This window comes from Cobetia sp. QF-1, from assembly GCF_002213105.1.
GTDB classification, from domain to species: Bacteria; Pseudomonadota; Gammaproteobacteria; order Pseudomonadales; family Halomonadaceae; genus Cobetia; species Cobetia crustatorum.
On sequence record NZ_NBVS01000003.1, the window covers coordinates 228664 to 250464 of the forward strand.

Annotated in this window: 18 protein-coding genes; 8 read left to right on the plus strand and 10 right to left on the minus strand. The window is 54.4% G+C overall.

Going from position 1 to position 21801, the window contains the following annotated elements; genetic code table 11:
* Positions 1 to 291 precede the first annotated feature (291 nt).
* Positions 292 to 732: a hypothetical protein gene (locus CFN46_RS07390; RefSeq protein WP_024952065.1), complete on the minus strand. Its 441-nt coding sequence runs from the start codon at positions 730 to 732 to the stop codon at positions 292 to 294.
* 326 nt (positions 733 to 1058) lie between these two features.
* On the opposite strand from CFN46_RS07390, the gene CFN46_RS07395 reads away from it, so the two are divergent.
* The 3 genes from CFN46_RS07395 (at position 1059) to CFN46_RS07410 (ending at position 4916) form a co-directional block, all read left to right on the plus strand.
* Positions 1059 to 1481: a hypothetical protein gene (locus CFN46_RS07395; protein WP_088743141.1), complete on the plus strand. Its 423-nt coding sequence runs from the start codon at positions 1059 to 1061 to the stop codon at positions 1479 to 1481.
* Positions 1482 to 1973: 492 nt separating this feature from the next.
* Positions 1974 to 2288, plus strand: coding sequence for a hypothetical protein (locus CFN46_RS07405; RefSeq protein WP_024952067.1), 315 nt, complete (start codon positions 1974 to 1976; stop codon positions 2286 to 2288).
* A 228-nt stretch (positions 2289 to 2516) separates the two neighbouring features.
* Complete coding sequence (locus CFN46_RS07410; protein ID WP_088743143.1) at positions 2517 to 4916, plus strand: AAA family ATPase; 2400 nt, start codon at positions 2517 to 2519, stop codon at positions 4914 to 4916.
* A 120-nt stretch (positions 4917 to 5036) separates the two neighbouring features.
* Here the strand turns inward: CFN46_RS07410 and CFN46_RS07415 are convergent, their stop codons facing one another.
* On the minus strand, positions 5037 to 6332 hold the full coding sequence (locus tag CFN46_RS07415) for an NAD(P)-binding domain-containing protein (RefSeq protein WP_088743144.1): 1296 nt from the start codon (positions 6330 to 6332) through the stop codon (positions 5037 to 5039).
* A gap of 247 nt (positions 6333 to 6579) precedes the next feature.
* Between CFN46_RS07415 and CFN46_RS07420 the strand changes: the two genes are divergently transcribed.
* The 3 genes from CFN46_RS07420 (at position 6580) to CFN46_RS07430 (ending at position 9511) form a co-directional block, all read left to right on the plus strand.
* Positions 6580 to 7470: a pseudouridine synthase gene (locus CFN46_RS07420; RefSeq protein WP_088743145.1), complete on the plus strand. Its 891-nt coding sequence runs from the start codon at positions 6580 to 6582 to the stop codon at positions 7468 to 7470.
* A 143-nt stretch (positions 7471 to 7613) separates the two neighbouring features.
* Positions 7614 to 8807, plus strand: a complete 1194-nt coding sequence (locus CFN46_RS07425; protein ID WP_217897793.1) for a DUF3500 domain-containing protein — start codon at positions 7614 to 7616, stop codon at positions 8805 to 8807.
* On the plus strand, positions 8804 to 9511 hold the full coding sequence (locus tag CFN46_RS07430) for a hypothetical protein (protein WP_088743146.1): 708 nt from the start codon (positions 8804 to 8806) through the stop codon (positions 9509 to 9511). The genes CFN46_RS07425 and CFN46_RS07430 overlap by 4 nt, the downstream gene beginning before the upstream one ends.
* Positions 9512 to 9534: 23 nt before the next feature.
* Here the strand turns inward: CFN46_RS07430 and CFN46_RS07435 are convergent, their stop codons facing one another.
* From CFN46_RS07435 to CFN46_RS07470, 8 genes are all read right to left on the minus strand, one after another.
* The gene (locus tag CFN46_RS07435; protein WP_217897794.1) at positions 9535 to 10761 is read right to left on the minus strand and encodes a multidrug effflux MFS transporter; all 1227 of its coding nucleotides are present in this window, start codon (positions 10759 to 10761) and stop codon (positions 9535 to 9537) included.
* 447 nt (positions 10762 to 11208) lie between these two features.
* Positions 11209 to 11907 (minus strand): competence protein CoiA, encoded by a 699-nt coding sequence (locus tag CFN46_RS07440; RefSeq protein WP_088743147.1) that lies wholly within the window; start codon positions 11905 to 11907, stop codon positions 11209 to 11211.
* 244 nt (positions 11908 to 12151) lie between these two features.
* Positions 12152 to 12955 (minus strand): hypothetical protein, encoded by an 804-nt coding sequence (locus CFN46_RS07445; protein WP_088743148.1) that lies wholly within the window; start codon positions 12953 to 12955, stop codon positions 12152 to 12154.
* Positions 12956 to 13453: 498 nt separating this feature from the next.
* Positions 13454 to 15028, minus strand: a complete 1575-nt coding sequence (guaA, locus tag CFN46_RS07450; protein WP_024952073.1) for a glutamine-hydrolyzing GMP synthase — start codon at positions 15026 to 15028, stop codon at positions 13454 to 13456.
* A 137-nt stretch (positions 15029 to 15165) separates the two neighbouring features.
* Entirely contained in the window at positions 15166 to 16635 is a 1470-nt protein-coding gene (gene guaB, locus CFN46_RS07455; protein WP_024952074.1) for an IMP dehydrogenase, read from the minus strand.
* Positions 16636 to 17003: 368 nt separating this feature from the next.
* Positions 17004 to 18101, minus strand: a complete 1098-nt coding sequence (locus CFN46_RS07460) for an ABC transporter substrate-binding protein (protein ID WP_254918430.1) — start codon at positions 18099 to 18101, stop codon at positions 17004 to 17006.
* Positions 18094 to 19497: a sensor histidine kinase gene (locus CFN46_RS07465; RefSeq protein WP_088743149.1), complete on the minus strand. Its 1404-nt coding sequence runs from the start codon at positions 19495 to 19497 to the stop codon at positions 18094 to 18096. Before CFN46_RS07465 ends, CFN46_RS07460 begins: the two co-directional genes overlap by 8 nt.
* Positions 19494 to 20168, minus strand: a complete 675-nt coding sequence (locus CFN46_RS07470) for a response regulator transcription factor (protein WP_024952076.1) — start codon at positions 20166 to 20168, stop codon at positions 19494 to 19496. Before CFN46_RS07470 ends, CFN46_RS07465 begins: the two co-directional genes overlap by 4 nt.
* A gap of 192 nt (positions 20169 to 20360) precedes the next feature.
* Here CFN46_RS07470 and CFN46_RS07475 point away from each other — a divergent pair, with 192 nt between their 5' ends.
* Together CFN46_RS07475 and CFN46_RS07480 are read left to right on the plus strand one after the other, a co-directional pair.
* Positions 20361 to 21350, plus strand: coding sequence for a tripartite tricarboxylate transporter substrate binding protein (locus CFN46_RS07475; protein ID WP_088743150.1), 990 nt, complete (start codon positions 20361 to 20363; stop codon positions 21348 to 21350).
* Positions 21347 to 21787: a tripartite tricarboxylate transporter TctB family protein gene (locus CFN46_RS07480; protein ID WP_088743151.1), complete on the plus strand. Its 441-nt coding sequence runs from the start codon at positions 21347 to 21349 to the stop codon at positions 21785 to 21787. Before CFN46_RS07475 ends, CFN46_RS07480 begins: the two co-directional genes overlap by 4 nt.
* Positions 21788 to 21801 lie beyond the last annotated feature (14 nt).

The window sequence follows — 21801 nt, forward strand, 5'->3', positions numbered from 1 at the left end:
CATGAGATCAAGTAAAAAGGATATCATCAGGTGATTATTTTTTAGCCAAAAGATAACAATCATGAGTCATGGCATCTGATATCATTTTCACATGCCAACAAAAAACGCCGCCATCCATGATTCTTATGGATGGCGGCGTTTTCACCTTCAACTTTCATGACACTCAAAGCTAATTATTCTCAATTATGCAACGTGACATCAAATTCAGGTGCAACACACTGATAAAACCGGAGTGCCACTGATGAATCGACATCGATCAACACAGCCAAGCATGATCACGAGGCGTCAATATCACTTCGCGAGAGCAGTCTCTTCTGCCAAACGCGCCTGCTTGCCACCCAGCGTATAGCAGGTATCAATATCACGCAGCATGAACAGCGCGACACAGGCTGCCAGCATCGGCCATGCGGCGAAGAACAGCAGGTTGTCCCAAGGTGTGAAATACAGGCTGAACGCGGAAAGCGTGGAACCCGCATGCAGAATCAGCACGAGACCGTAGGTGATGGTCTTCTTCACACCCGCGAGGAACAACACCAGCAGCACCATCTCGATGGCGGCGAGCACATAGACGATACTGTGGCCAACACCCGCCACGGAATAGAATTTCTCAAAGATACCGACGGCATGACCAGGATCGATGAACTTGTCCAACGTCCACATCGTCATTACCAGAAACACGCCCAGACGCAGCAACAGCAGGGATAGTCGAATTCGTGAGGCATACTGATTCATGCAGTTTATCTCCAGTAGTAAAAAGGCGTGTTTTAGACAACAGGGAGTCATCGTGTACAGCACTTCCTTTCACCTACGCAGAGCATGTGACCTTGGTTTCACTTTCGCGGAGATTTCTTGAAAAAAGAGCCATTCAAGAGATTATTTGCGCGTTTTGCATGATTGGCGCAAGCCACTATTGATAAGAGCGACTTTACACCTCCTCTTGCGCTGCCCTTGTGGTACCTGCGCTAGCGACTGCTGCCAACACCTCATCAGAGGACGGTGTCAGCGATGTTCCATCTTCCACGGACATCTTCCACGGTCATCATCTACGGAGACTTTTCATGCCTGCGGACACACCTCCCAAACCGCTGATACGCTTTCATCCCGGGCACTCGCCAACGACTGACACGTGCGCCACATCACGCGATACACCCATCGAATCACGCTATCCACTACTGAACGAGCAATTGCAGGCGCACGCCACACGTATCATGGCGGAACGCGACAACGGCGATATCGTCGCGTATGCCTGTGCGGTAAGTGCAGTGCCAACGGTGGCACAGGAAATCTGGCTAGCCAGTGGGGAGCTGGAAGCCTTCGCCATCCACCACGGCATCACATTGAGCTGTGTTGAGGATGTGCTCGGCGAGCAACCACACGACCTGCCGACACCTGATGGCATGCCCGCCACCCACAGCCCTGACACCTTTGATTGGCTGCATATCGCGCTGGAATATCTAGTAAATGGCACAACAGCAGGCTGAGCAATACGCGGGATGCCAGCATGATGTAACACGACTTTTTATCAGCGCCTCCAAGGCATCACAGCCTTACACAGCACTAGAAATGTCATCAACCGGCTGTGGATAACGCGAGATATTGCTCAACCTTCTGAAATATCCCACCGTTCAGCCGACACCATCTATCGCCGCCTACGGCACACAAATCGCTATAAAAAGCAGAAAACCACGCCATTTTCGCCATTAAATGCTGATGAATGACGCAAGGCGACGCGTCGGGATACCTCACCATCGCCTCAAAATGATCGATATTCGCTGCGCTGATCAGACGTTTACTGGCCGGTGGGTGTATCTCAGCCGCAAAACTCGTATTCTGAAGTGACGCCATAGGGTGCGAGTCATCCTGTCAGGCGCGTCAGAAAGCACGAAATGCATCAGTTATCGCATGACACCAGTACAGCACGCGGAGCAGACATCACGATCGATCATTGAAAACGACCAGCCGAGGAGGTTTACATGAAGGTCTACAAACCTGAATGGCAGTGCACGCTCGACGTGACCGAAGGCCCCGACTCTACCGACCGCTGGTTGACGAAGTTTGCCTGGAAGCTACGCGCCCTGGCAGACCGCGTTGATAGCGGCAGTCGTACAATGAAGATTGACTGTAACGTTACCCCTGCACTCAGTAGTGATGAGATAGACACCTGCCTGGGCAAGGGCTTCGCCCTTAGCCAGAATTTGATGATGCAACTGGCCAACCACGGCGCATGTGAAGACGTGCTACGCGACGCCAAGGCAGAGCTTTACGCAGAAGAGCAGCACCCGCTGTAGATCTCAGTAGAAAATGGCAGATCTACTCGCGGAAGAAAGCGATCAGCACGACGCAAGAAAAAGCCCTCTCAGCTATGCTGAGGGGGCTTTTTCTAATGATAATTATTTAACATATCTTATTAATATTACTAAAACAAAATAAACACTATAAAACGTTGGAAGTACACGTGCCGATCTGCTATAAAATACATAGAGCTCTTAAAAAATTACCAATGAGTACTAATATATATGTTAAAAACATTTGAAGCTATAAAAAATATTGGTATTTTCAAAGACTTTGTATGGAAAAATGAAGTTAAAAGTAATGGCGGAGCAGTACAAAACTTCACCGATCTAAATATACTGTATGGCAGGAATTATTCTGGAAAAACAACTCTTTCTAGAATTATTAGGTCAGTAGAAACTAAAAATTTAACTGATAAATATTTAAATCCAGAGTTTATTATAAAGTTAGGCGATAGAACCGCTATAACTCAAGAAAACTATTCTTTACAAAATATTAAGGTTAGAGTTTTCAATGAAGATTTTATAAAAGAAAACTTGCGATTCATCATTAATCCTGATGATCATATTGAATCCTTCGCCATTTTAGGTGATAATAACGCGACTCTGGAAAAAGAAATAATTCAGCTTGAAGAAGAGCTTGGAAGCAATATTGAAAGAAACGAAACTGGAATCTATCTTAAGAAAAAAGACTCGCATAATAACTATATTGAGGCTGATGCGAAATATAGAACTGCACAAAGTAATCTTGATAAAAAATTAAATCAGAAAGCAACTGACAAGGAACTCGGTATAAAATACAAACCAGAAAAATATGGTGATCAAAATTATACAATAATCAAGCTTAAGCACGATATATCCCAAGTACTTTCTGAGAACTACACCCCGCCTAGCGAGGAGGAACAAAAAACATATGAAAATTTGATTTTAGAAAGCATCATACCTAGCACAAGTATACAAAACCCACCCTCATTCAGTTTATCCAATATAATTCAAGCTTCAAAAGAAGTTATTGAGCAAGAAGTAAGTGAGTCAAATAAATTAGAAGAGTTAGTAAAAAATTCTATTTTAAACAGATGGGCTAAAGAAGGCGTAGCCTTGCATAAAGATACAGATATGTTATGTGTCTTCTGCAGTAACGAAATAACTCAAGATAGATGGAGTAAACTAGAAAACCATTTTGATGAAGAATCACAAAAAATCGAAAACAAAATAGACTCTATCCTAAACAGCATAGCTCAAGAAAAGGCTAAGCACTCCCAAATAAACAAACTTGATACATCGAAGTTATATTCAAAATGGCATAGTCAAGCAAATGCTATACTAAAGCAGATAGGAATAGAAAGTGAAATCTATATAAAAAATCTAGAAATTATAGAGGAACAGTTATTAGCTAGAAAGAATGATATAATAAATACCATAGCATTTGAAACGCCAACGGATAACTCAAATGAATTGAATACGTATTGGTCTTTATATAAAGAAATATTTATTGAATCAAATAATTTTACAACTTCTTTAGGAAAAGAAAAAAATAAGGCTAAGACAGAGCTTAGATTAAAAGAAGTATATGATTTCTTAACAATCATCAATTATACCAACGAACAATTATCACTTCAAAATTTAAAACAAAGCCTTGAACCTGCGGTCCAAAAATATGAAGGTTATAAAGAAAAAATAAGTAGTACATTAAGAGAAATATCTACAAAGAAAAAAGCCCTTAATGATGAAGCAAAAGGAGCAGAAAAAGTCAACGAGTATCTGAATAATTATTTTGGCCATCAGTCTTTAAAGCTAGAAGCCATAAAAGAAAGCAACAGCGTTGATAATCATAAAGCTGTACGTTTCGAAGTTATGCGCGATGGGAATAAAGCGTACCACCTCAGCGAAGGTGAATGCAGTTTATTAGCTTTTTGTTATTTCATAGCAAGACTGGATGATATTGAAACCAAGGCTACCAAGCCATTAATTTGGATAGATGATCCAATATCTTCCCTTGATGGCAATCATATATTTTTTATCTTTAGCATAATTGACTCAGAAATAGTGTCCAGTGGTAATTTTGATCAACTATTTATATCAACTCACAATTTGGAGTTTTTGAAATATTTAAAAAAGCTTAACGATAATAAAGCTCAGGAGGATGGAACTAGCCGAAAAATTCAAAAATCTTATTTTACTATTAATAGACAGCACGACAAATCAACCATTCAAGTTATGCCTAAATATCTAAAAGATTATGTAACTGAATTCAACTTTCTTTTCCATCAAATACACAAGTGCGCCAATATTGAATCAGTTGACGACTCAAATTATCATGTTTTTTATAACTTCCCTAACAATTCAAGGAAATTCTTTGAAATTTATCTCTATTACAAATACCCTGATCAGGGGATGAATGATAAAAGCTTAGAAAGATTCTTTGGCAATGAGGGCATCCCTACTACACTTATATCGAGAATAAATAATGAATATTCTCACCTCTCTGGCGTATTTGAAAGAGGTGCGACTCCTATTGAAATACCAGAGATGCAAACAGCAGCAAAGCGAATACTTGAAAAACTGCAAGAAGACGAACACCAATATAATGCACTATTAAAGAGTATTGGTGCTGAAAATCAATGATAAAAAATAATGATGTAGTAACAAAACAAAAATCTAGCAGAATTATTCTTTACACAAATGAATATGGCAGCTTTTCAAAAGCCGTGGCTACTCTGCCACGGCTTTCTTCATTGTCAGCCGTTACCCGCAGCTCGACTCACATGCGGTGGTGTCTTTCGCGGCGGCCTTACTGACTGCCCCGCATATAGGTGCAGGTGTTACTGACTCAGGATCAACCAAGGCGGCGACGACGGATGTCACCTGCTGATAACCGGTGCGCATCAAAAAGGTCGGCGCGCGCCCATAACTCTTGATGCCGACGATATACAGGCCGGATTCCGCGTGGGCCAGTTCCGCGGCGCCATGCGGCGGCACGGAGCCACAGCTGTGCTGGTTAGGGTCGATCAGCGGTGCAAGACGCACGGGGCTTTGCGTGGCGGGGTCCAGCGAGACGCGTAGCTCCGAGAGTAGCGCGAGATCCGGTCGAAAGCCGGTGGCGGCAATGATGCGATCTACCGCTGGCAGATATTGCGCGCCACTTTCCACCACGAGTTGCCCACTCTCGTGATGAATCGCGTCAATGGCGAGATTCGTCACTACCTCGAATCTGCCCGCTTCCAACCATTGCTGGATACGCTCCTCAAGCGCTCGGCGCTCTTGCAGCTCATCGTCCTCGGGCGAGCGGATGACGTTATCCATCGTCGCGCCGCGCACGCCCCACAGAATGCGCGTATCAGGATGCTCATCCGCCAGGGCGATCAAGTCCTGCAACGCATTGAAGGCAGAATGCCCACCACCGACGACGAGAACGGTCTTGCCCGCATACTGCGCACGCGCCTTGCCGGTGATATCCGGCACGCCATAGGCGATGCTGTCGGCCGCCGCGATTTCACCCAGTGCGGGAATGCCGTGCGCGCCAATACCGTTGGGAGTTTGATAGGTGCCGGAGGCATCGATCACGGCGCGAACGAGCACATCGCGCTCGCCTGCCGGGTTTCCGCTCGCACCACTCACGCGCAGCACGAAGGGTGCGGCGTCTCGGCCAGAGGAGCGCAACACATCATGCTGCTGACGACTGACATGCGTGACGCGTGAGTGGGTATGCAAGCGCGAGGCAATCGCCGGATACGCTGCCAGCGGCTGCAGATACTGCGTCAGCAGCTCCGCGCCGGTGGGAAACGCCGTCGGCTCCGGCTCCCTCCAACCCGTCTGCTTGAGCAGAGCCGCAGCGGCGGAATCGATATTGTAGGACCACGGCGAGAACATGCGCACATGCCCCCAGCTCGCCAGGTGGGCTCCCGCCTGCTCACCGGACTCGAAGATGATGGGCTCAATGCCCGCCTCCAGCAGGTGAACCGCCGCGCTCAGCCCTATCGGCCCTGCCCCGATGACGGCGACTGGCAGCTGAGTGATGGGTTGGGTGATGTCATGCTCCATGCGTTATTCCCTCTTGATCGTGCTTGAAAGCCTCGTCACTCGGTATCATCAGCGTAAAACCGTCTGTGCCACTTGGCCATTGCTCTTTAGATAGGCCGCATATTCATATGCCAGAGGAAAAACCCTGGCAGACTTCGCCCGTTCGCCACGTGCCCGCCATCACTCGGTTACACTGACAGCCTCTTTGGCAAGCTGGGACTGTCTCGCCACTTGCTCATCCGTTCTCTCACTCTGTGTGACTCACGCCATGTCGATTTCCGCGCGCCCTTCCAAGCTGAGCCTGCCTCAGGTCAATCCCGGTGTGACGACGGTGCTGGAGTATCTGCTACTCAAGTTTCCGGCGATTGATGAAACGGCATGGCGAGCGCGCATGGCCGAGGGCAAGGTGCATCGCGATGATGGCTCGCTGATCACGTCGGAGTGCCCTTTCAAGCCGCAGCTGCGCGTGTTCTATTACCGCGAGGTGGCAAGCGAGCCGAGCATCCCCTTCGCGGAGCGAATCCTCTATCAGGATGAGCACATTCTGGTGGCCTACAAGCCACACTTTCTGCCCGTCACGCCCGGTGGCCTGTACGTGAACGAGTGCCTGCAGCAGCGCCTGCGCCAGCGCATCGGAATAGAGGCACTGCAGGCGGTACATCGCCTGGATAGAGTCACGGCGGGGCTGGTGATGTGCTCCGTCAATCCCGACACACGCCACCTCTACCATGAGCTGTTCAAATCGCGGAATATCCACAAGACCTATCAGGCCATCGCCGAGACACACAGCGATGAGTCCATTGTCGGCCAGCAGTGGGAGGTGAAGAATCGCCTCGAGCAGAGCGAGCAGCGCTTTCGCATTCACGTCACCGAAGGCGCCGCCAACAGCCACTCCGTGATTCGTTGTATAGAGCAAACTGACAGCCAGGCATTGTTCGAGCTGCACCCTGTCACCGGCAGAACCCACCAGCTGCGCGTGCACATGCAGACCCTCGGCTGGCCGATCCTGAATGATCGCTACTACCCCGTGCTGCAGCCACTCTCGCCGGATGATTATGCTAGCCCGTTGCAGCTGCTCTCCAGGGGACTCGAGTTCATTGACCCGGTGACTCAGGCACCGAGACGCTTTGAATACGACGGCCAGCTGAGCCTGGCGTGAGGCCAGATAAAGCCCATTCTCGTCGCCGCCTGCCGACATGCCGGCAGCGGCATGTGCACAAAGAATTCATCTGGCGAAGGCTTCCTGCTCGACGTCAGGCGGGCTAAGGTTTTCCTCCTGTCCCATAGAAAATAGGCACATCGATGTCCCGACGTCTCATGTTGACCGGTGGAACTGCGCTTGCCGCACTCCTCTCCTTCCCCGTCCTCGCTCAGCAAGGACAAGATGGGCCGCCGCCCGGTCATGATGGCCCGCCGCCGATGTCTGCTGAAGACGAGGCACTGAGTGAAGCGCTGCGCACGCGGATGGGCGACACCAGCACCCTGATGGAAAGCGTGCCTATCCCCGAGAGCGCCGCCGAATGTGGCGACACGCCAGGTTATGAGCGCATGCTGTGCCTGATTGATCTGCTCAAGGCCGATATCTCCGACGATGACATCCTCAAGAATCTGCAACATGACTACTCCCTCGAGGAAGCCGAGAACTGGAGCAATCTGCCCGCTGGCGCCTTCCCGAAACGCCCCGGCGTGCTGCTGGGCGAGCTGAACATCAAGCAGCGTGGCTTCGTCAAAGCCATCATGATGGAAGCCACCGGCAAGGCCCCGGATGAAGGCTTCGACGAGATGATCCAGACGCTCAACGCCGATGACTACATCAACACCGTCAGCACCGACTACAAGGCCGGTTACTCCTCCTACAACACCAAGTTCGCCTTCCTCGGCACACCGGGTGAGACCGGCACCTGGGAGCTGTACTACGGCGGCCACCACATGGCCTTCGCCAACACCTACACCGATGGCAAGCTGGCCGGTGCCACGCCCTCCTTCCGTGGCGTGGAACCCTTCCCGTATTTCGAGATGAACGGGCGCGTGAACGAGCCGCTGACCCAGGAACGCGATGCCTTCGCCACCCTGCTCAGCTCGCTCTCCGAGGATCAAAAGGCCGAGGCGACACTGGAAGGCACCTACCGTGACATCCTCGCTGGCCCCCAGGCCGACGATGCCATCCCCGAAAGCTATGAAGGCATTCCCGTCTCCGAGCTGGATGATGACCAGCAAGCCCTGCTGCTCACCGCCATCGAGACCTACGTCGACGACATCTCCGCGCCGGAGGCCAAGGCCTACATGGCGAAGTACACCGCAGAGCTTCCGGACACCTACCTCGGCTTCTCCGGCACGCCGCAGGTCAGCGCCGAGAACGATTACGTGCGTATCCACGGCCCCTCGCTGTGGATCGAATTCTCGTTGCAGTCGAACAAGTCCACCGACAAGGTCGGCAACCATCCGCACTCGGTATGGCGGGACCGCACCGACGACTACGGCGGCCAGACCGAATGAGCCGGCGCGTTTCCTGGCGCACCGCCCTGCTCCCCCTTGCCGTGATCTCCCTCGGCCATGGGGCCAGCGGGGCGGGAGGCGGCCTCATCGAGACGGCTCACGCCCACGCCCTGCCCGGCAGCGTGCTGACATTCGAGCAGCAACCGCAGCACACGCTGCACCTCACGCTCCAGTTCCCGCGCGAAGACCTGCTGATCGCCGCGCCGGCACTGGCAGCCCTTGGTGAGCAGACACCAGGCCAGCCCCTGCCGCAGCCACTGGTGGATCAACTCGGCGACTACCTCAATCACCACCTCGCGCTCTCCGAGGATGACGACTCGCTACCGATGACGCTCACCGAAGCGCATCTCGAATCGACCTATCAACCACAGCTCGGTGACTACGTGCTGGTCATCACCCAATGGAACGTGAAGACCGAAAAGCCCGAACCGGACTCACTGCTGCTGAAATACAACGCCGTGATGCACGAAGTCCGCAACCACCGCGCCGACGTGGAATGGCAGACGCCTGACGCCGACACCCGCCCACTGGCCGGTTTTGGCTTCTTCCACTCCGCCCACGGCATACGGCTGAACCTGCAGAAAGCCAGGCAGGCGCCAGCCGAGCAGGAGCCACAAGGCGGTAAGCGATCTCTGAATAGCGCCCACAAAAAAGCCCTTCCGGCCATTGGCCGGAAGGGCTTTTTACGCCGCTCTCTCACCTGACATCCTCAAGCAGGATGCACGTCTCAGGACGCCACGGCTTCTGGATCATCGCGTTTCGACAGGTTGTCGGTCACGAAGGAGCGGCCTTGTACCGCCAACCACATGAGCCCACACAGCACGCCGACCACGATAAAGAGACCTCCCAGGGTGGGAGTCAGATCACCGGAGTGTGCAGCGACCAGTTGCACCGCGATGGCGCCGAGCATGCTGGTGAGGAAGTGGATGAGGGCGACCGCGGAGCCGGTATCGCGCTGCTGCTGTTCCAGGATGAGGTTGGTGCCGGGCACGCGCAGGCCAACCACGGCGAGCGTAGCGCAAGCGGCACAGGCGGCGAAGAGCCACGGGGAGCGATCACCGAAGAGCACCAGTATCACGCCACTCACGACCAGCACCGCGAAACCCACCCGGATGATGGTCTGGACGGACATCACCCGCGACAGGCGCAGATACAGCATCGGGCCGAAAAGCGCGCACAGGGCATTCATGGCGAAAATCAGACTGAAGGCCTGCTCGGACATGCCGAACCCATCGATATAGATGTACGCGGCACTGCCGATGAACGCCATCAGGCACATCGGCGCCATGCCGAACAGCAGCACCAGATAGGCGAAGTGCGGATTGCGCAGCACCGTGCCGAGTCGGCTCCAGGATTTGAGCACTGGCCCTTCATAGCGATGCTCGAGCGATTCCCGAAACAGCAGCACGAGGGCAAACGCGAGGGCGCCAAACACGGCGAGTGTCACGAAGATCGCGTGCCAGGAGGCTATCTTCAGCAGCGCTGCCCCCAGCACGGGGGCGACCAGCGGCGCGATCACGACCAGCGACATGACGGTGGCCAGAATTCGCTCTCGCTCACGGCCCTTGTAGAGGTCCTTCACGATGGAGGTTTCCACCACCGTGACGGCGCCACCGCCGAAACCCTGCAGGACTCGGAAGATGATCAAAGGCTCGATGCTGTGAGTGAACACGCAGCCGATGCTGGCCAGAACATAGAGCACAAGACCGATCATCAGGATCGGCTTGCGCCCGAACTTCTCGCTCAACGGCCCCCAGAACAACATGCCGCAGGCATAGGCGACCATATAGCCACCCAGCGTCAGGTTCACGGCATCACGCGCAACCCCGAAGGTCTCTGCTATCTGCGGCAGCGCTGGCAGATAGATATCCATCGTCAGTGGAGGGAAAGCCCCCAGGACAATCAGCAGAAACAGCATCCCTCGTCGGCCCAGCCGTGGTTGTTCGGTCGTCATCGTCTTTCCTTCAGATTCGGGGGGGCTCCATCACTGGTCACGACACCAGCATCGGCACCGCGCAAGAGGGTATCACCGCGATGCGCGCGCCTTCCCGAATCTGCCACGACTCTCCTTATACTGACGAAAGCTCCACAATCTATCGCCAAAAGACGACTATTCGGCTGTGAGGCGAGGCTGTTGATACTCTCTGAGTTGCACCGCAATCTCATGACTCCACCATACTCTATGACGATGTGTTGGTTCTCACGTATGTATATGAAGTACAGAGAATGGCGAACATTGCCTTCTTACACTCCTCTCACGACGTGCGGCTGGATTTACAGAGGGATAGGCAGGAACCAGCCGGGCAGAAGTACACAAAACCGTAAACGGCCCTGAACTGAATCCACAAAAAAGCCCTTCCGGCAAATGAGCGGAAGGGCTTTCGGCTCCTATACACTTTTATTAATCAAGAGTCCAAGAACCTTCACGATATTTATATATCCCATCAATAATACCAGATAACCACACGGGTACTGTTGCGCTTTTTAAACATCCAAATTCAACCAATTGCTCAGCTTCAATATTAAGCATAGCTACTGGTAACTCGGGCAACATACCAGTACCAATTCCTCCAGGTGGAAATAGACCTTCGAAATCACGCTTCAACAGTAATCTAGCTGTAGCCTTACTTAGAGTTATAAATACATCTTTACGCACCAACCAATAACACTCCACGTCCGATTCAGCATACCTCTCCTGCCGGCGTATAAAATCGCGCAAGTGCTGATAAGAACGTTGCAACTCGATGGCTACTCTACGATCATTAATTGAAAAAAGCACATCTGCCTTCCAACTAGAGCCACTTGATGATTGGCCTAGAACCTCGTCGCAGTGCTCAATACCCATGCTAGCTAAGGCAGCCATCACTGTAGCTTTGCCAGACTTGTGCCATTTCGTTTCAGGTGCACTACTGCACTCACCTGATGCGTGAGCAAAGAACGGTAAGTTATTGATGCTCGTTTTAAGGATTGCTGGTGCATCACAACAAGGCATTATAAAATCATCTGAATTCACCGTCAGCTTTAATACTTCCCAATCAGCGATAGCTATAGAAGAAGCATATATTAGTTTGCCGCTATGCGTCCGAGCTACTTGCGTCATGTTTTATCCTCGCTAAAAATATCTATAAATTTTCAGTCAACATCAGCAGCACAGATTATAGCTCAAAACTAAAATCATATAACTTCTAGGCTTGGGGAGGGGGGGGGGAACACTCCATCCTATAGTTCTGATTGTGAGGAGCCAGTATAACTCTATCTAGACAACTTGACTATTATATAAAGCAAGAAAACTAGCAGGCATCATCTATATTTTAATTACAGATAATCACACCGCACACTTGAGATCAATAAGTACTACCTCGAATTATAGAGGCTTCTTGGATCGTAAAACTTGGCCCTAGATTGATCTGTACATCATTAATTATCAATCCCAAAAAACACAATTGTTCAAAATCAGTCCTTAACTCGTCAATAAAGACAGACTTATATGTTTTCTCATCAAAGCCATTAAACGGTATTTCAGCTCTATCCAAGGCAGTAAAAACTTTTGATACTGCAGAAATAAAAATAGGCAGCAAATCTAAATATACCTGTTTATCCGGATAGTTATCTTGTTTAGCCTTAGACCAAATCTTATCGCAAGACAGACTGTTTTCTAAAGAAATGAATTTTGACAATGCCTTAGTTACAATATTAGGAGCTATGTAGCCTGACTCTAGTCTCGGGTCAAGGCGAAAATATATATCTTCTAGTTTTATCAAGTGCATCGGCGGCGGTGGACATCCACCAACAGTTCGATGCCTTGCTATTAAGAATTCAGCACCAAGTAGTTTTTCAGGCCCTTCATCTAACCAGATAGTTTGAAGAATGCTATGAAATAAAGCATGATTTCGATGGTGAATGGCATTACGAATATTAATCAGTAAGTTTGCCTCAGGGCAGGCATTATAATCAAACACCCCCTTTGACACATCGTATAACGAATGAAAATATTCGAGTTTTTGTTCAAATGCGCGATCGAGATTATTAATAGCCTCTTCATGATCAATAGCAACTAAATACTTATATTTTAAAAAGGCTTCGTTATAGAGACGCATAGAATTAGCGAAACGCCCCAGTGCGTTTATTATAGCAGTAGAATTATTCATTAATAAACCTAGCTCAAAATTTTATAAAAGCTCGCAAACAACAAGCATTATTTAGCATGGCAACCTGAATACATAGAACTAAAACCCGCCATCAAGCTATAACCATAGAAAAAATATTACTATATTTTTGTCAAGGACAGTAAACTTTTCTCTACAGCTTGCCGCATGTTAACATTATGACTTATCAAGCCTTACCGTAAAGGGAATATTCAACAAGCATCACTTTAAATCTAGAAACTACTATTTTTAAAGCACCAGCCATATAGCTAATAATAACAACTTTATTTAGTTTGAAAATAATTATAACCACGCAAAAAAATCTTAACCTTTAGCGGTATAACAATAGTCCCTAGGTATAAGTGAATAATAATTACACAAAAAGCCCTTCCGGCCAATGGCCAGAAGGGCTTTTTGCTTGCTGCGTTCTCGTCTCGATCAGTTCAAGAGACCGTCTCGACAGAGCGCTGCGTCAGCTCAGCGAGGGGGATCGTCAGGCGATCATTCCCACTCGATGGTGGCCGGCGGCTTGCTGCTGACGTCATAGGTGACGCGCGAGACGTGCTCCAGCTCGTTGATGATGCGGTTGGAGACCTTCTCCAGCAGCTCATACGGCAGGTGCGCCCAGCGGGCGGTCATGAAGTCGACAGTCTCGACGGCACGAATGGCGATGACCCACTCGTAACGACGGCCATCGCCGACGACACCGACGGACTTGACCGGCAGGAAGACGGCGAACGCCTGGCTGGTCTTGTGGTACCAGTCGAAGTTGTGCAGTTCTTCGATGAAGATGGCGTCGGCTTCACGCAGGATATCTGCGTATTCCTTCTTCACTTCACCGAGGATACGCACGCCCAGACCCGGCCCCGGGAAGGGGTGACGGTAGACCATGTCGTACGGCAGGCCGAGTTCCAGGCCAATCTTGCGCACTTCGTCCTTGAACAGTTCACGCAGCGGCTCGACCAGTTCCATCTTCATGTCGTCCGGCAGGCCGCCGACATTGTGGTGGGACTTGATGACGTGTGACTTGCCGGTCTTGCTGGCGGCGGACTCGATCACGTCAGGGTAGATGGTGCCCTGGGCGAGGAAGTCGACATCCTTGAGCTTGGTGGCTTCGGCATCGAACACTTCGATGAAGGTGTTGCCGATGGCCTTGCGCTTGGCTTCCGGGTCACTGACGCCCTTGAGCTTGCCGAGGAAGAGGTCTTCAGCATCGACACGGATGACCTTGACGCCCATGTGGCGTGCGAAGGTTTCCATGACCTGATCGCCTTCCTTCTTGCGCAGCAGGCCATTGTCGACGAAGACGCAGGTCAGCTGAGCACCGATGGCCTTGTGCAGCAGCGCCGCGACCACGGAGGAATCGACACCACCGGACAGGCCGAGCAGCACCTTGCGATCACCCACCTGAGCGCGAACGCGATCGGTGAGGTCTTCGATGATCTTGGCCGGTGTCCACAGACGCTCTGCTTGGCAGATCTCGATCACGAAGTGCTCGAGAATGCGCTGGCCCTGCAGGGTGTGAGTGACTTCCGGGTGGAACTGCACGCCGTAGAGCTGCTTCTCTTCCCACGCCATGGCGGCAATCGGGCAGCTCGGGGTGGAGGCGGTGACCGTGAAGGTTTCCGGCACCTGGGCGACCTTGTCGCCGTGACTCATCCAGACATCCAGCAGCGGACGGCCTTCGTCATCCAGGTGGTCCTTGATGCCGCTGAACAGCGCGGAGTCACCATCGACACGAATCTGGGCATAGCCGAATTCACGCACGTTGGAGCCTTCGACCTTGCCGCCCAGCTGCTCGGCCATGGTCTGCATGCCGTAGCAGATACCGAATACCGGCAGACCCATCTCGAACACGCACTGCGGGGCACGCGGCGAATCAAGTTCGGTCACGGATTCCGGACCACCGGCAAGGATGATGCCGTTGGGGTTGTACTCGCGAATCTCTTCTTCAGTGATGTCGAAGGCACGCACTTCGGAGAACACGCCCAGCTCACGCACGCGACGTGCGATCAGCTGAGTGTACTGAGAACCGAAATCGAGGATCAGGATCTTGTGGGAATGGATGTCTTGCATCTTCAGTCTCTCATTGGGGAGTCGTGAGACCCGCTTCGGAGCTGCGAGGGAGCACGAGAGGGGCCGAGACTTCCGGAACCCTAAGCAAAGCGGGAACCCGTCTAGGGCTCCCGCTTCACGTCGCGCTTCGCTGTGCTTCAGTCGCGCCGGTAGTTGGGCGCTTCTTTGGTGATCTGCACGTCATGGACGTGGGATTCGGCGAAGCCGGCACCGGTGATCTGCACGAATTCAGGCTTGGTGCGCATCTCTTCGATGGTCTGGCTACCGGTGTAGCCCATGGAGGCACGCAGGCCGCCCATCAGCTGGTGCACGATGGCGCTCATCATACCCTTATAGGGCACGCGGCCTTCGATGCCTTCCGGTACCAGCTTCTCGACGCCGGCATTCTTGTCCTGGAAGTAACGGTCGCTGGAGCCTTGGGTCTGGGACATGGCGCCCATGGAACCCATGCCACGGTAGGCCTTGTAGGTCCGACCCTGGAACAGCTCGACTTCGCCCGGCGCTTCTTCGGTACCGGCGAGCAGGCCACCGATCATGACGATGCTAGCGCCTGCGGCGATGGCCTTGGCGATGTCACCGGAGAAACGGATACCGCCATCGGCGATGACCGGCACGTCGTACTTGGCCATGGCAGCCACGACATTGGCGACAGCGCTCATCTGCGGCACACCAACACCCGCGACGATGCGCGTGGTGCAGATAGAACCCGGGCCGATGCCGACCTTGACGCCATCAGCGCCAGCTTCGGCCAGCGCGATGGCGGCTTCAGCGGTCGCGATGTTGCCACCGATGACCTGAATCTTCGGATGGTTCTGCTTCACCCAGGCGACGCGCTCGATCACGCCCTTGGAATGGCCGTGTGCGGTATCGACGACGATGACGTCAACGCCGGCTTCGGCCAGTGCAGCAACGCGATCCGGCGTTTCCGGGCCGGTGCCGACCGCAGCGCCAACCAACAGGCTGCCGTTGCTGTCTTTTGCGGCGTTCGGGTAGGCCTTGACCTTCTCGATGTCGCGCACGGTGACCAGACCACGCAGGCGGAATTCGTCATCGACGACCGGCATCTTCTCGATGCGGCTTTCCTGCAGCTTGGCCTTGATTTCGTCCAGTGACGTACCTTCAAGCACGGTCACCAGCTTGTCGCGGCCGGTCATGATACCGGCGACGGTATCGCTGTGATCCGGTTGAAAGCGCATGTCACGGCCAGTGACGATGCCGACCAGATATTCACCCTCAACGACCGGGAAGCCGGAGTAGCCGTGTTCCGCGGACATTGACAGCAGGTCCTGGATCTTGGCTTTCGGGCTGACGGTGACCGGGTCACGCACGATGACGCTCTCGTGCTTCTTGACCTTGCGGACTTCCGCCGCCTGCTGGACGATGCTCATGCTCTTGTGGATGATGCCGACACCGCCTTCCTGAGCCATCGCAATGGCCAGGCGAGCTTCGGTGACAGTATCCATCGCGGAAGAGATAAGTGGGATATTGACGCTGATGTCACGTGTGAGACGGGATCTCAGGCTGACGTCCTTGGGGAGGACCTCGGAGTAGCCGGGGACGAGAAGAACGTCATCAAACGTCAGAGCTTCTTGCGCTATACGTAGCATGTCGAACGCCCAGTAGCAGTTTGTGAGGGATGCGCGAAAGCCGCAGTGCAGGGCCTGAGTGACAGGCGCCATGACTACGGATATTGCGGTGCTGCGAGAGGTAATGACCCATTATAGCTCATATGAATCCCTGCAGACAAACGTCGCACGCTATGGAAATGAAAATCCCGAACGCCGCGACACTAACCGATTGGTCAAGTGTGGCGGCGCCGCCGGGGGTCTGAATGCTCCCTCAATACTCTCTCGATTCATGCCTGGTGCAATGGCACGCCAGCCTGCGAGCGACACCATCAGCGCCGCCAGGGGCTTGGCCTCAAGAGCCAGGTTCAAAGGCAAAGACTCAGGCTCAAGCTCGCCTCCTTCATGCGTCAAGGGGTTGGCGCGCCCCCCGAGTAGGCATTGAACCAGCGGGTAAGAAAGTCCGCCCGGCGCGAGCCATCCAGCATGCTCAGCGAGGAGGCGTCCAACGGCTGCGGATAGAGGCGCTGACCGACCTGATCGCGCAGTGATTGCGCGGTGAAGGGGCCAACAACATCGCTGCGAATGCTGAAAAGCGGTGTTTCGCCCGCCAGCACATGCTGGCCTGCGCGGCTGAGCAGGAAATTCAGAAAGGTACGTGCCGCTTGCGGATGCGGTGCATCGCGATGAATGAACGCGGTACGCATCGAAATCAGCGCGTAGTCAGAGGGCATCTGCACGATGACTTCAGGATGTGACTGCGCCCATTGCAACGCATACGACCCCAGCAGGTTATAGCCCAGCCAATAACGCCCCTCGGAGAGCCCTTCAAGAATGCGCTGCGTACTGGTCTCAAGCGTGGCATTGACGCGCCCCAGCGCCTCGACCAGCGACCAGAAGCGGCCGGAGTAGCGCGAGTCCTGCAGATAGAGCACATAGCCCAGCGCACTCCGGGAGGGCGAATAGGCGGCAACGCGCCCTGACAGGGTGTCTGCGTGTTCGGTCAACAACCGCAGCACATCGGCATGCGAAGACGGCGGCAGCATCTTGCCCGCCAGATCCAGCCGATAGGCCATCACGATGGGCTCAAAAGTGAAGGCGAAGACTTCATTGCGCCACTTGGCCCATGCCGGCCATCGCCGAGCGACGTCGCTGTCGAGTCGCTGCGCCAGCCCTTGATTCACCAGCGCCACCTGCCACGGCATGGCGGAGCTGATGATGATGTCGGCACCGGGGGCAGTCTGCTCGGCAAGGGCATGGACGCCCATCGAGGTGCGGTCACGATAGTCGATCTCGAACTCGGGATGTTGCTGCGAGAAGGCCGTCAGCAGCGGCGTCGCGACCTGTTGATCGAGTGCTGCTTCAATCACCAGTCGCGAGGCTGCCGAGGCTGTCGATATCCCCATGCCCCCCACCAGCAGGCTTATCAACAGGCGCATCAATAGCCTCGTCAACAGATTCATCACCAGCTGAACGGTCAGTCGCTGTCCCGGCTTGCGCTTATGCATCTGCCTCTCCTGTCGGCAATTGCCGCAGCGTCAGGCTGATGTGCAAGCCGCCCTCAAGACGATTGCTCACCTGTAGCGTGCCTTGATGACGCTGCGCAATGGTCTCGACGATGGCAAGCCCAAGCCCTGAGCCTTCGGTGTCCTGACGCCCGCCGCGCTCGAAGGGCTGACACAACCGTTCCAGCATTTCGGGGGCAACACCCGGCCCATTGTCTTCGCTATACAGCACGACCTTGTCAGCCGCCAGCGTCAGTCCCAGCGTGATTTCACTGCCGGCGGGCGTATAGCGCAGTGCGTTCTCGATCAGGTTGCCGATCAATTCCCGTAGCGCCCACTCCTCGCCCAGCACGCTGATCGGGCTATCGGGGAGCGACGCCAGCCCCAGGTCATGCTGAAGCGCCATGTCGCGCTCTGTCCACTCCAGCACGACATCTCGCAACAGCGCGCTCAGCTCCACCACCTCGTGTTCGGCGGGCAATGCCAGATGGCGAAGACGGGTGAGATTCAAGAGCTGGCCCGCCAGTCGACTGGTGCGTGCGGCACTGGCATGGATGTCACTCAAGGCTTGATGCCACTCATCGGGAGAGCGGCTCTGCAGGGCAAATTCCGCCACGTTCTGCACCCCCGCCAAGGGCGTGCGCAGCTGATGGCTGGCATCCGCCGTGAAGCGCAGCAAGGCATCACGCGACGCCCCCTGACGATGGAAGAGTTGCTCAAGCGTATCGACGAGTTCGCGCATCTCCTCAGGCATGCTACCGGAGAGCGGACTGGCATCCTGCGACTGTCGGCGACGCAGCTGATCCCGCAGCCGCTTGAGTGGCGTGAGCGCCAGTCGCAGCGTGATGAAGATCATCACGACCGCCAACAGCCCCATCACCAGTATTCGCCCTACCGCACGGATCAAGAGATCGCGCGCCAGCAACTCGCGCCCCTCCGTGGTGTGGCCGACCCAGATCTGCACGCGAAACTGACGCTCCCAACCGGCAGAGCGCACGCTGCGCGCATGCAGTCGCCACTTCACGCCCTGGTAGTCGGTATCCAGCCAGACATCCCCCTCTCTGGCTTCGCGCTTGAGCTTGCTCGCCAGGGGGATGTCGAGATTGTTGGCCAGCACCCGCCCTTGGTCATCAATCAAGCGATAGAAGACGCGCTCCTGATGGCGGGTCGACAGAATGCTGAGCGCGGCGGGCGGCATCATGATGCGCGGCATGTCGTCCTGCCACTGGATGGCCTCTGACATCGCCAGCAAGGCATCTTCCAGTTGGCTGTCAAAGGCGCGCTGCGCCGAGCGCTGACTGGTCACCCAGGCGTCGATCAACAGCAGGCCGCCGACGATGAGCATCATGCTCATCAGCCAGCCCAGCAGACGATTGCGCAGCTTGCCCTGGATGATCATCCAGCGCCTGTCATCTCGAGGCGATAGCCCAACCCACGCAGGGTGCGAATCTGGACATCGCTGCCCGCCAACCGCTTGCGCAGGCGGCTGATATACACCTCCAGCGCATTGGAGCCGACCTCCCCATAGCCGAACACCTTGCCCTCGATGACTTCTCGCGACACCACCTTGCCGGCATGCAGCATCAGGCTTTCCAGCAGGCGGCGCTCACGCGGGGGCAGGTCCAGCACCGCGTCCTGCAGGGTCAAGGTGCCGCTACCGGCAGAGGACATCGTCAGTGGCCCGAAGCGGATGCTGTTGTCGCTGCGCCCCTGACTGCGCCGCAGCAGCGCACGCACGCGCGCTTCCATCTCCACCAGCGAGAACGGCTTGGCCAGATAATCATCGGCGCCGAGATCCAGCCCGCGCACGCGGTCATCCACCCCATCGCGGGCAGTGATGATCAGCACCGGCGTGAGATCACCGCGCTGGCGTAGCTCTGCCAGCAATTCCATGCCCTGCCCGTCCGGCAAGCCCAGATCGAGCAGCACGAGATCGAAGCCACCCTGACGCGCAGCATCGCGGGCCGAGGCCAGGCTTGAGAAGGTGTCCACCGCGAATCCCGACGCAGAAAGACTGCGCTCCAGGGCGCTGGAAATGAGGGGATCGTCCTCAATCACTAGCAGGCGCATGCGTCGAATGTCTCATGAGGGTTAGGGAAATCTGACAGGTTGATGAAAGGTCGCGCTCCTACCATGCCTTCATCGCCTCAGCATTCGCGATGCATCACCACAAGAGCGCCAGCTTTCGCCTTGAACATAAAGCAAAAAGCGCTCTGTGGACAAAAAAATCTGGACAACAACAAGACGCATCAGGAGCACACCATGCCATCCACAAAACGTCTCGCCGCCGCCCTCGTAGCACCGCTGGCCATCGCCACCGTCAGCCTGCTGTCATTGCCAGTCATGGCCGCTGACAGAAGCGAGTGCATCGCCCCCGCCAAACCGGGGGGTGGTTATGACCTGACCTGCCGCCTGGCCGCCAATGGCTTGCTGGAAACCGGCGTCATCGATTCCCCGATGATGGTGACCTACATGCCGGGCGGTATCGGCGCTGTCGCCTACAACCATGTCATCGGAGTACGCAGCGACGATCCGAACCTGATCGTGGCCGCCAGCACTGGCGCCGCCGTCAATCTGGCGCTGGGTAAATTCGGCAAGTTCACCGCCGATGACGTGCGTTGGGTCGGTGCGCTGGGCGTCGACTATGGCGCCGTGGTCGTGAATGCCGACTCTCCGTGGCAGACACTGGATGAGCTGATGGACGACCTCAAGAAACATCCGAGCGACATTCCCTTCGGCGCCGGCGGTACCATCGGTAGCCAGGACTGGATGAAGGCGGCACTGATCGCCAAGTCGATCGATGTCTCGCCGCGCAAGCTGCGCTATGTGTCCTTCGAGGGTGGCGGTGAAGCGCTGGCAGCCCTGCTGGGCAATCACATCAAGGTATATACCGGCGACCTTTCCGAGCTTCAGTCACAGCTGTCCAGCGGCAAGATTCGGGTGCTGGCCGCGCTGTCGGAAGAACGCGTGCCAGGGGCCTTCGCTGATATTCCCACCGCCACCGAACAGGGCTACGACGTGACCTGGCCAATCTGGCGCGGGTACTACATGGGCAAGGATGTCAGCGATGCTGATTACAACGCCTGGGTCGAGCGCCTCAAGCTGCTGAGCGAGAAGCCTGAATTCGCCAAGATTCGTGAAGCTCGCGGTCTGTTTCCGATCCAGAAATTCGGCCCTGACTTCGATCAGTACGTGAAAGCGCAGATCACCGACTTCAAGACCCTCGCCCAAGAAGTAGGTCTGACCCAATGAAAATCGCCGCCGACCGCATCCTGGGCATTGCCCTGATGGGGCTGGCGGCGTTCATCGTCGCCCAGGCCCTCAGTATCCATGTGCCCTTCGCCTACGACCCGGTAGGACCCAAGGCCTTCCCCATCGGGCTTTCCATCATGATGGCCGCCTTCTCTCTGGTGCTGATCGTACGTCCTGGCCCCGAAGGAAACTGGCCCTCTGCCGCGATTTTCGTGCAGCTGGGACTGGTGCTGCTGGTCCTCATCGTTTTCGCCTTCTTCTTCGTGCGTCTTGGCTATCCCCTCACCGCGGTGGCCGCGATTACCGCGATTGCACGGCTATTCGGCGCTAACTGGCGTGCGGCCTGCTTGACCGGTGTACTGATGGCCGGCCTGAGTTATCTGCTGTTTACCGCGGTATTGGAAATATCCCTGCCCACAGGCCTGTGGTTTTCCTGATACCGAGAGAGGTG

Coding starts and splice junctions, on each gene's coding strand:
- CFN46_RS07410 (WP_088743143.1), top strand. CDS start 2,517: ATGTTAAAAACATTTGAAGCTATAAAAAATATTGGTATTTTCAAAGAC.
- CFN46_RS07390 (WP_024952065.1), bottom strand. CDS start 732: ATGAATCAGTATGCCTCACGAATTCGACTATCCCTGCTGTTGCTGCGT.
- CFN46_RS07480 (WP_088743151.1), top strand. CDS start 21,347: ATGAAAATCGCCGCCGACCGCATCCTGGGCATTGCCCTGATGGGGCTG.
- CFN46_RS07465 (WP_088743149.1), bottom strand. CDS start 19,497: ATGATCATCCAGGGCAAGCTGCGCAATCGTCTGCTGGGCTGGCTGATG.
- CFN46_RS07445 (WP_088743148.1), bottom strand. CDS start 12,955: ATGAATAATTCTACTGCTATAATAAACGCACTGGGGCGTTTCGCTAAT.
- CFN46_RS07420 (WP_088743145.1), top strand. CDS start 6,580: ATGTCGATTTCCGCGCGCCCTTCCAAGCTGAGCCTGCCTCAGGTCAAT.
- CFN46_RS07430 (WP_088743146.1), top strand. CDS start 8,804: ATGAGCCGGCGCGTTTCCTGGCGCACCGCCCTGCTCCCCCTTGCCGTG.
- guaA (WP_024952073.1), bottom strand. CDS start 15,028: ATGCAAGACATCCATTCCCACAAGATCCTGATCCTCGATTTCGGTTCT.
- CFN46_RS07395 (WP_088743141.1), top strand. CDS start 1,059: ATGCCTGCGGACACACCTCCCAAACCGCTGATACGCTTTCATCCCGGG.
- CFN46_RS07460 (WP_254918430.1), bottom strand. CDS start 18,101: ATGCATAAGCGCAAGCCGGGACAGCGACTGACCGTTCAGCTGGTGATG.
- CFN46_RS07435 (WP_217897794.1), bottom strand. CDS start 10,761: ATGACGACCGAACAACCACGGCTGGGCCGACGAGGGATGCTGTTTCTG.
- CFN46_RS07405 (WP_024952067.1), top strand. CDS start 1,974: ATGAAGGTCTACAAACCTGAATGGCAGTGCACGCTCGACGTGACCGAA.
- CFN46_RS07425 (WP_217897793.1), top strand. CDS start 7,614: ATGTCCCGACGTCTCATGTTGACCGGTGGAACTGCGCTTGCCGCACTC.
- CFN46_RS07440 (WP_088743147.1), bottom strand. CDS start 11,907: ATGACGCAAGTAGCTCGGACGCATAGCGGCAAACTAATATATGCTTCT.
- CFN46_RS07415 (WP_088743144.1), bottom strand. CDS start 6,332: ATGGAGCATGACATCACCCAACCCATCACTCAGCTGCCAGTCGCCGTC.
- CFN46_RS07470 (WP_024952076.1), bottom strand. CDS start 20,168: ATGCGCCTGCTAGTGATTGAGGACGATCCCCTCATTTCCAGCGCCCTG.
- guaB (WP_024952074.1), bottom strand. CDS start 16,635: ATGCTACGTATAGCGCAAGAAGCTCTGACGTTTGATGACGTTCTTCTC.
- CFN46_RS07475 (WP_088743150.1), top strand. CDS start 20,361: ATGCCATCCACAAAACGTCTCGCCGCCGCCCTCGTAGCACCGCTGGCC.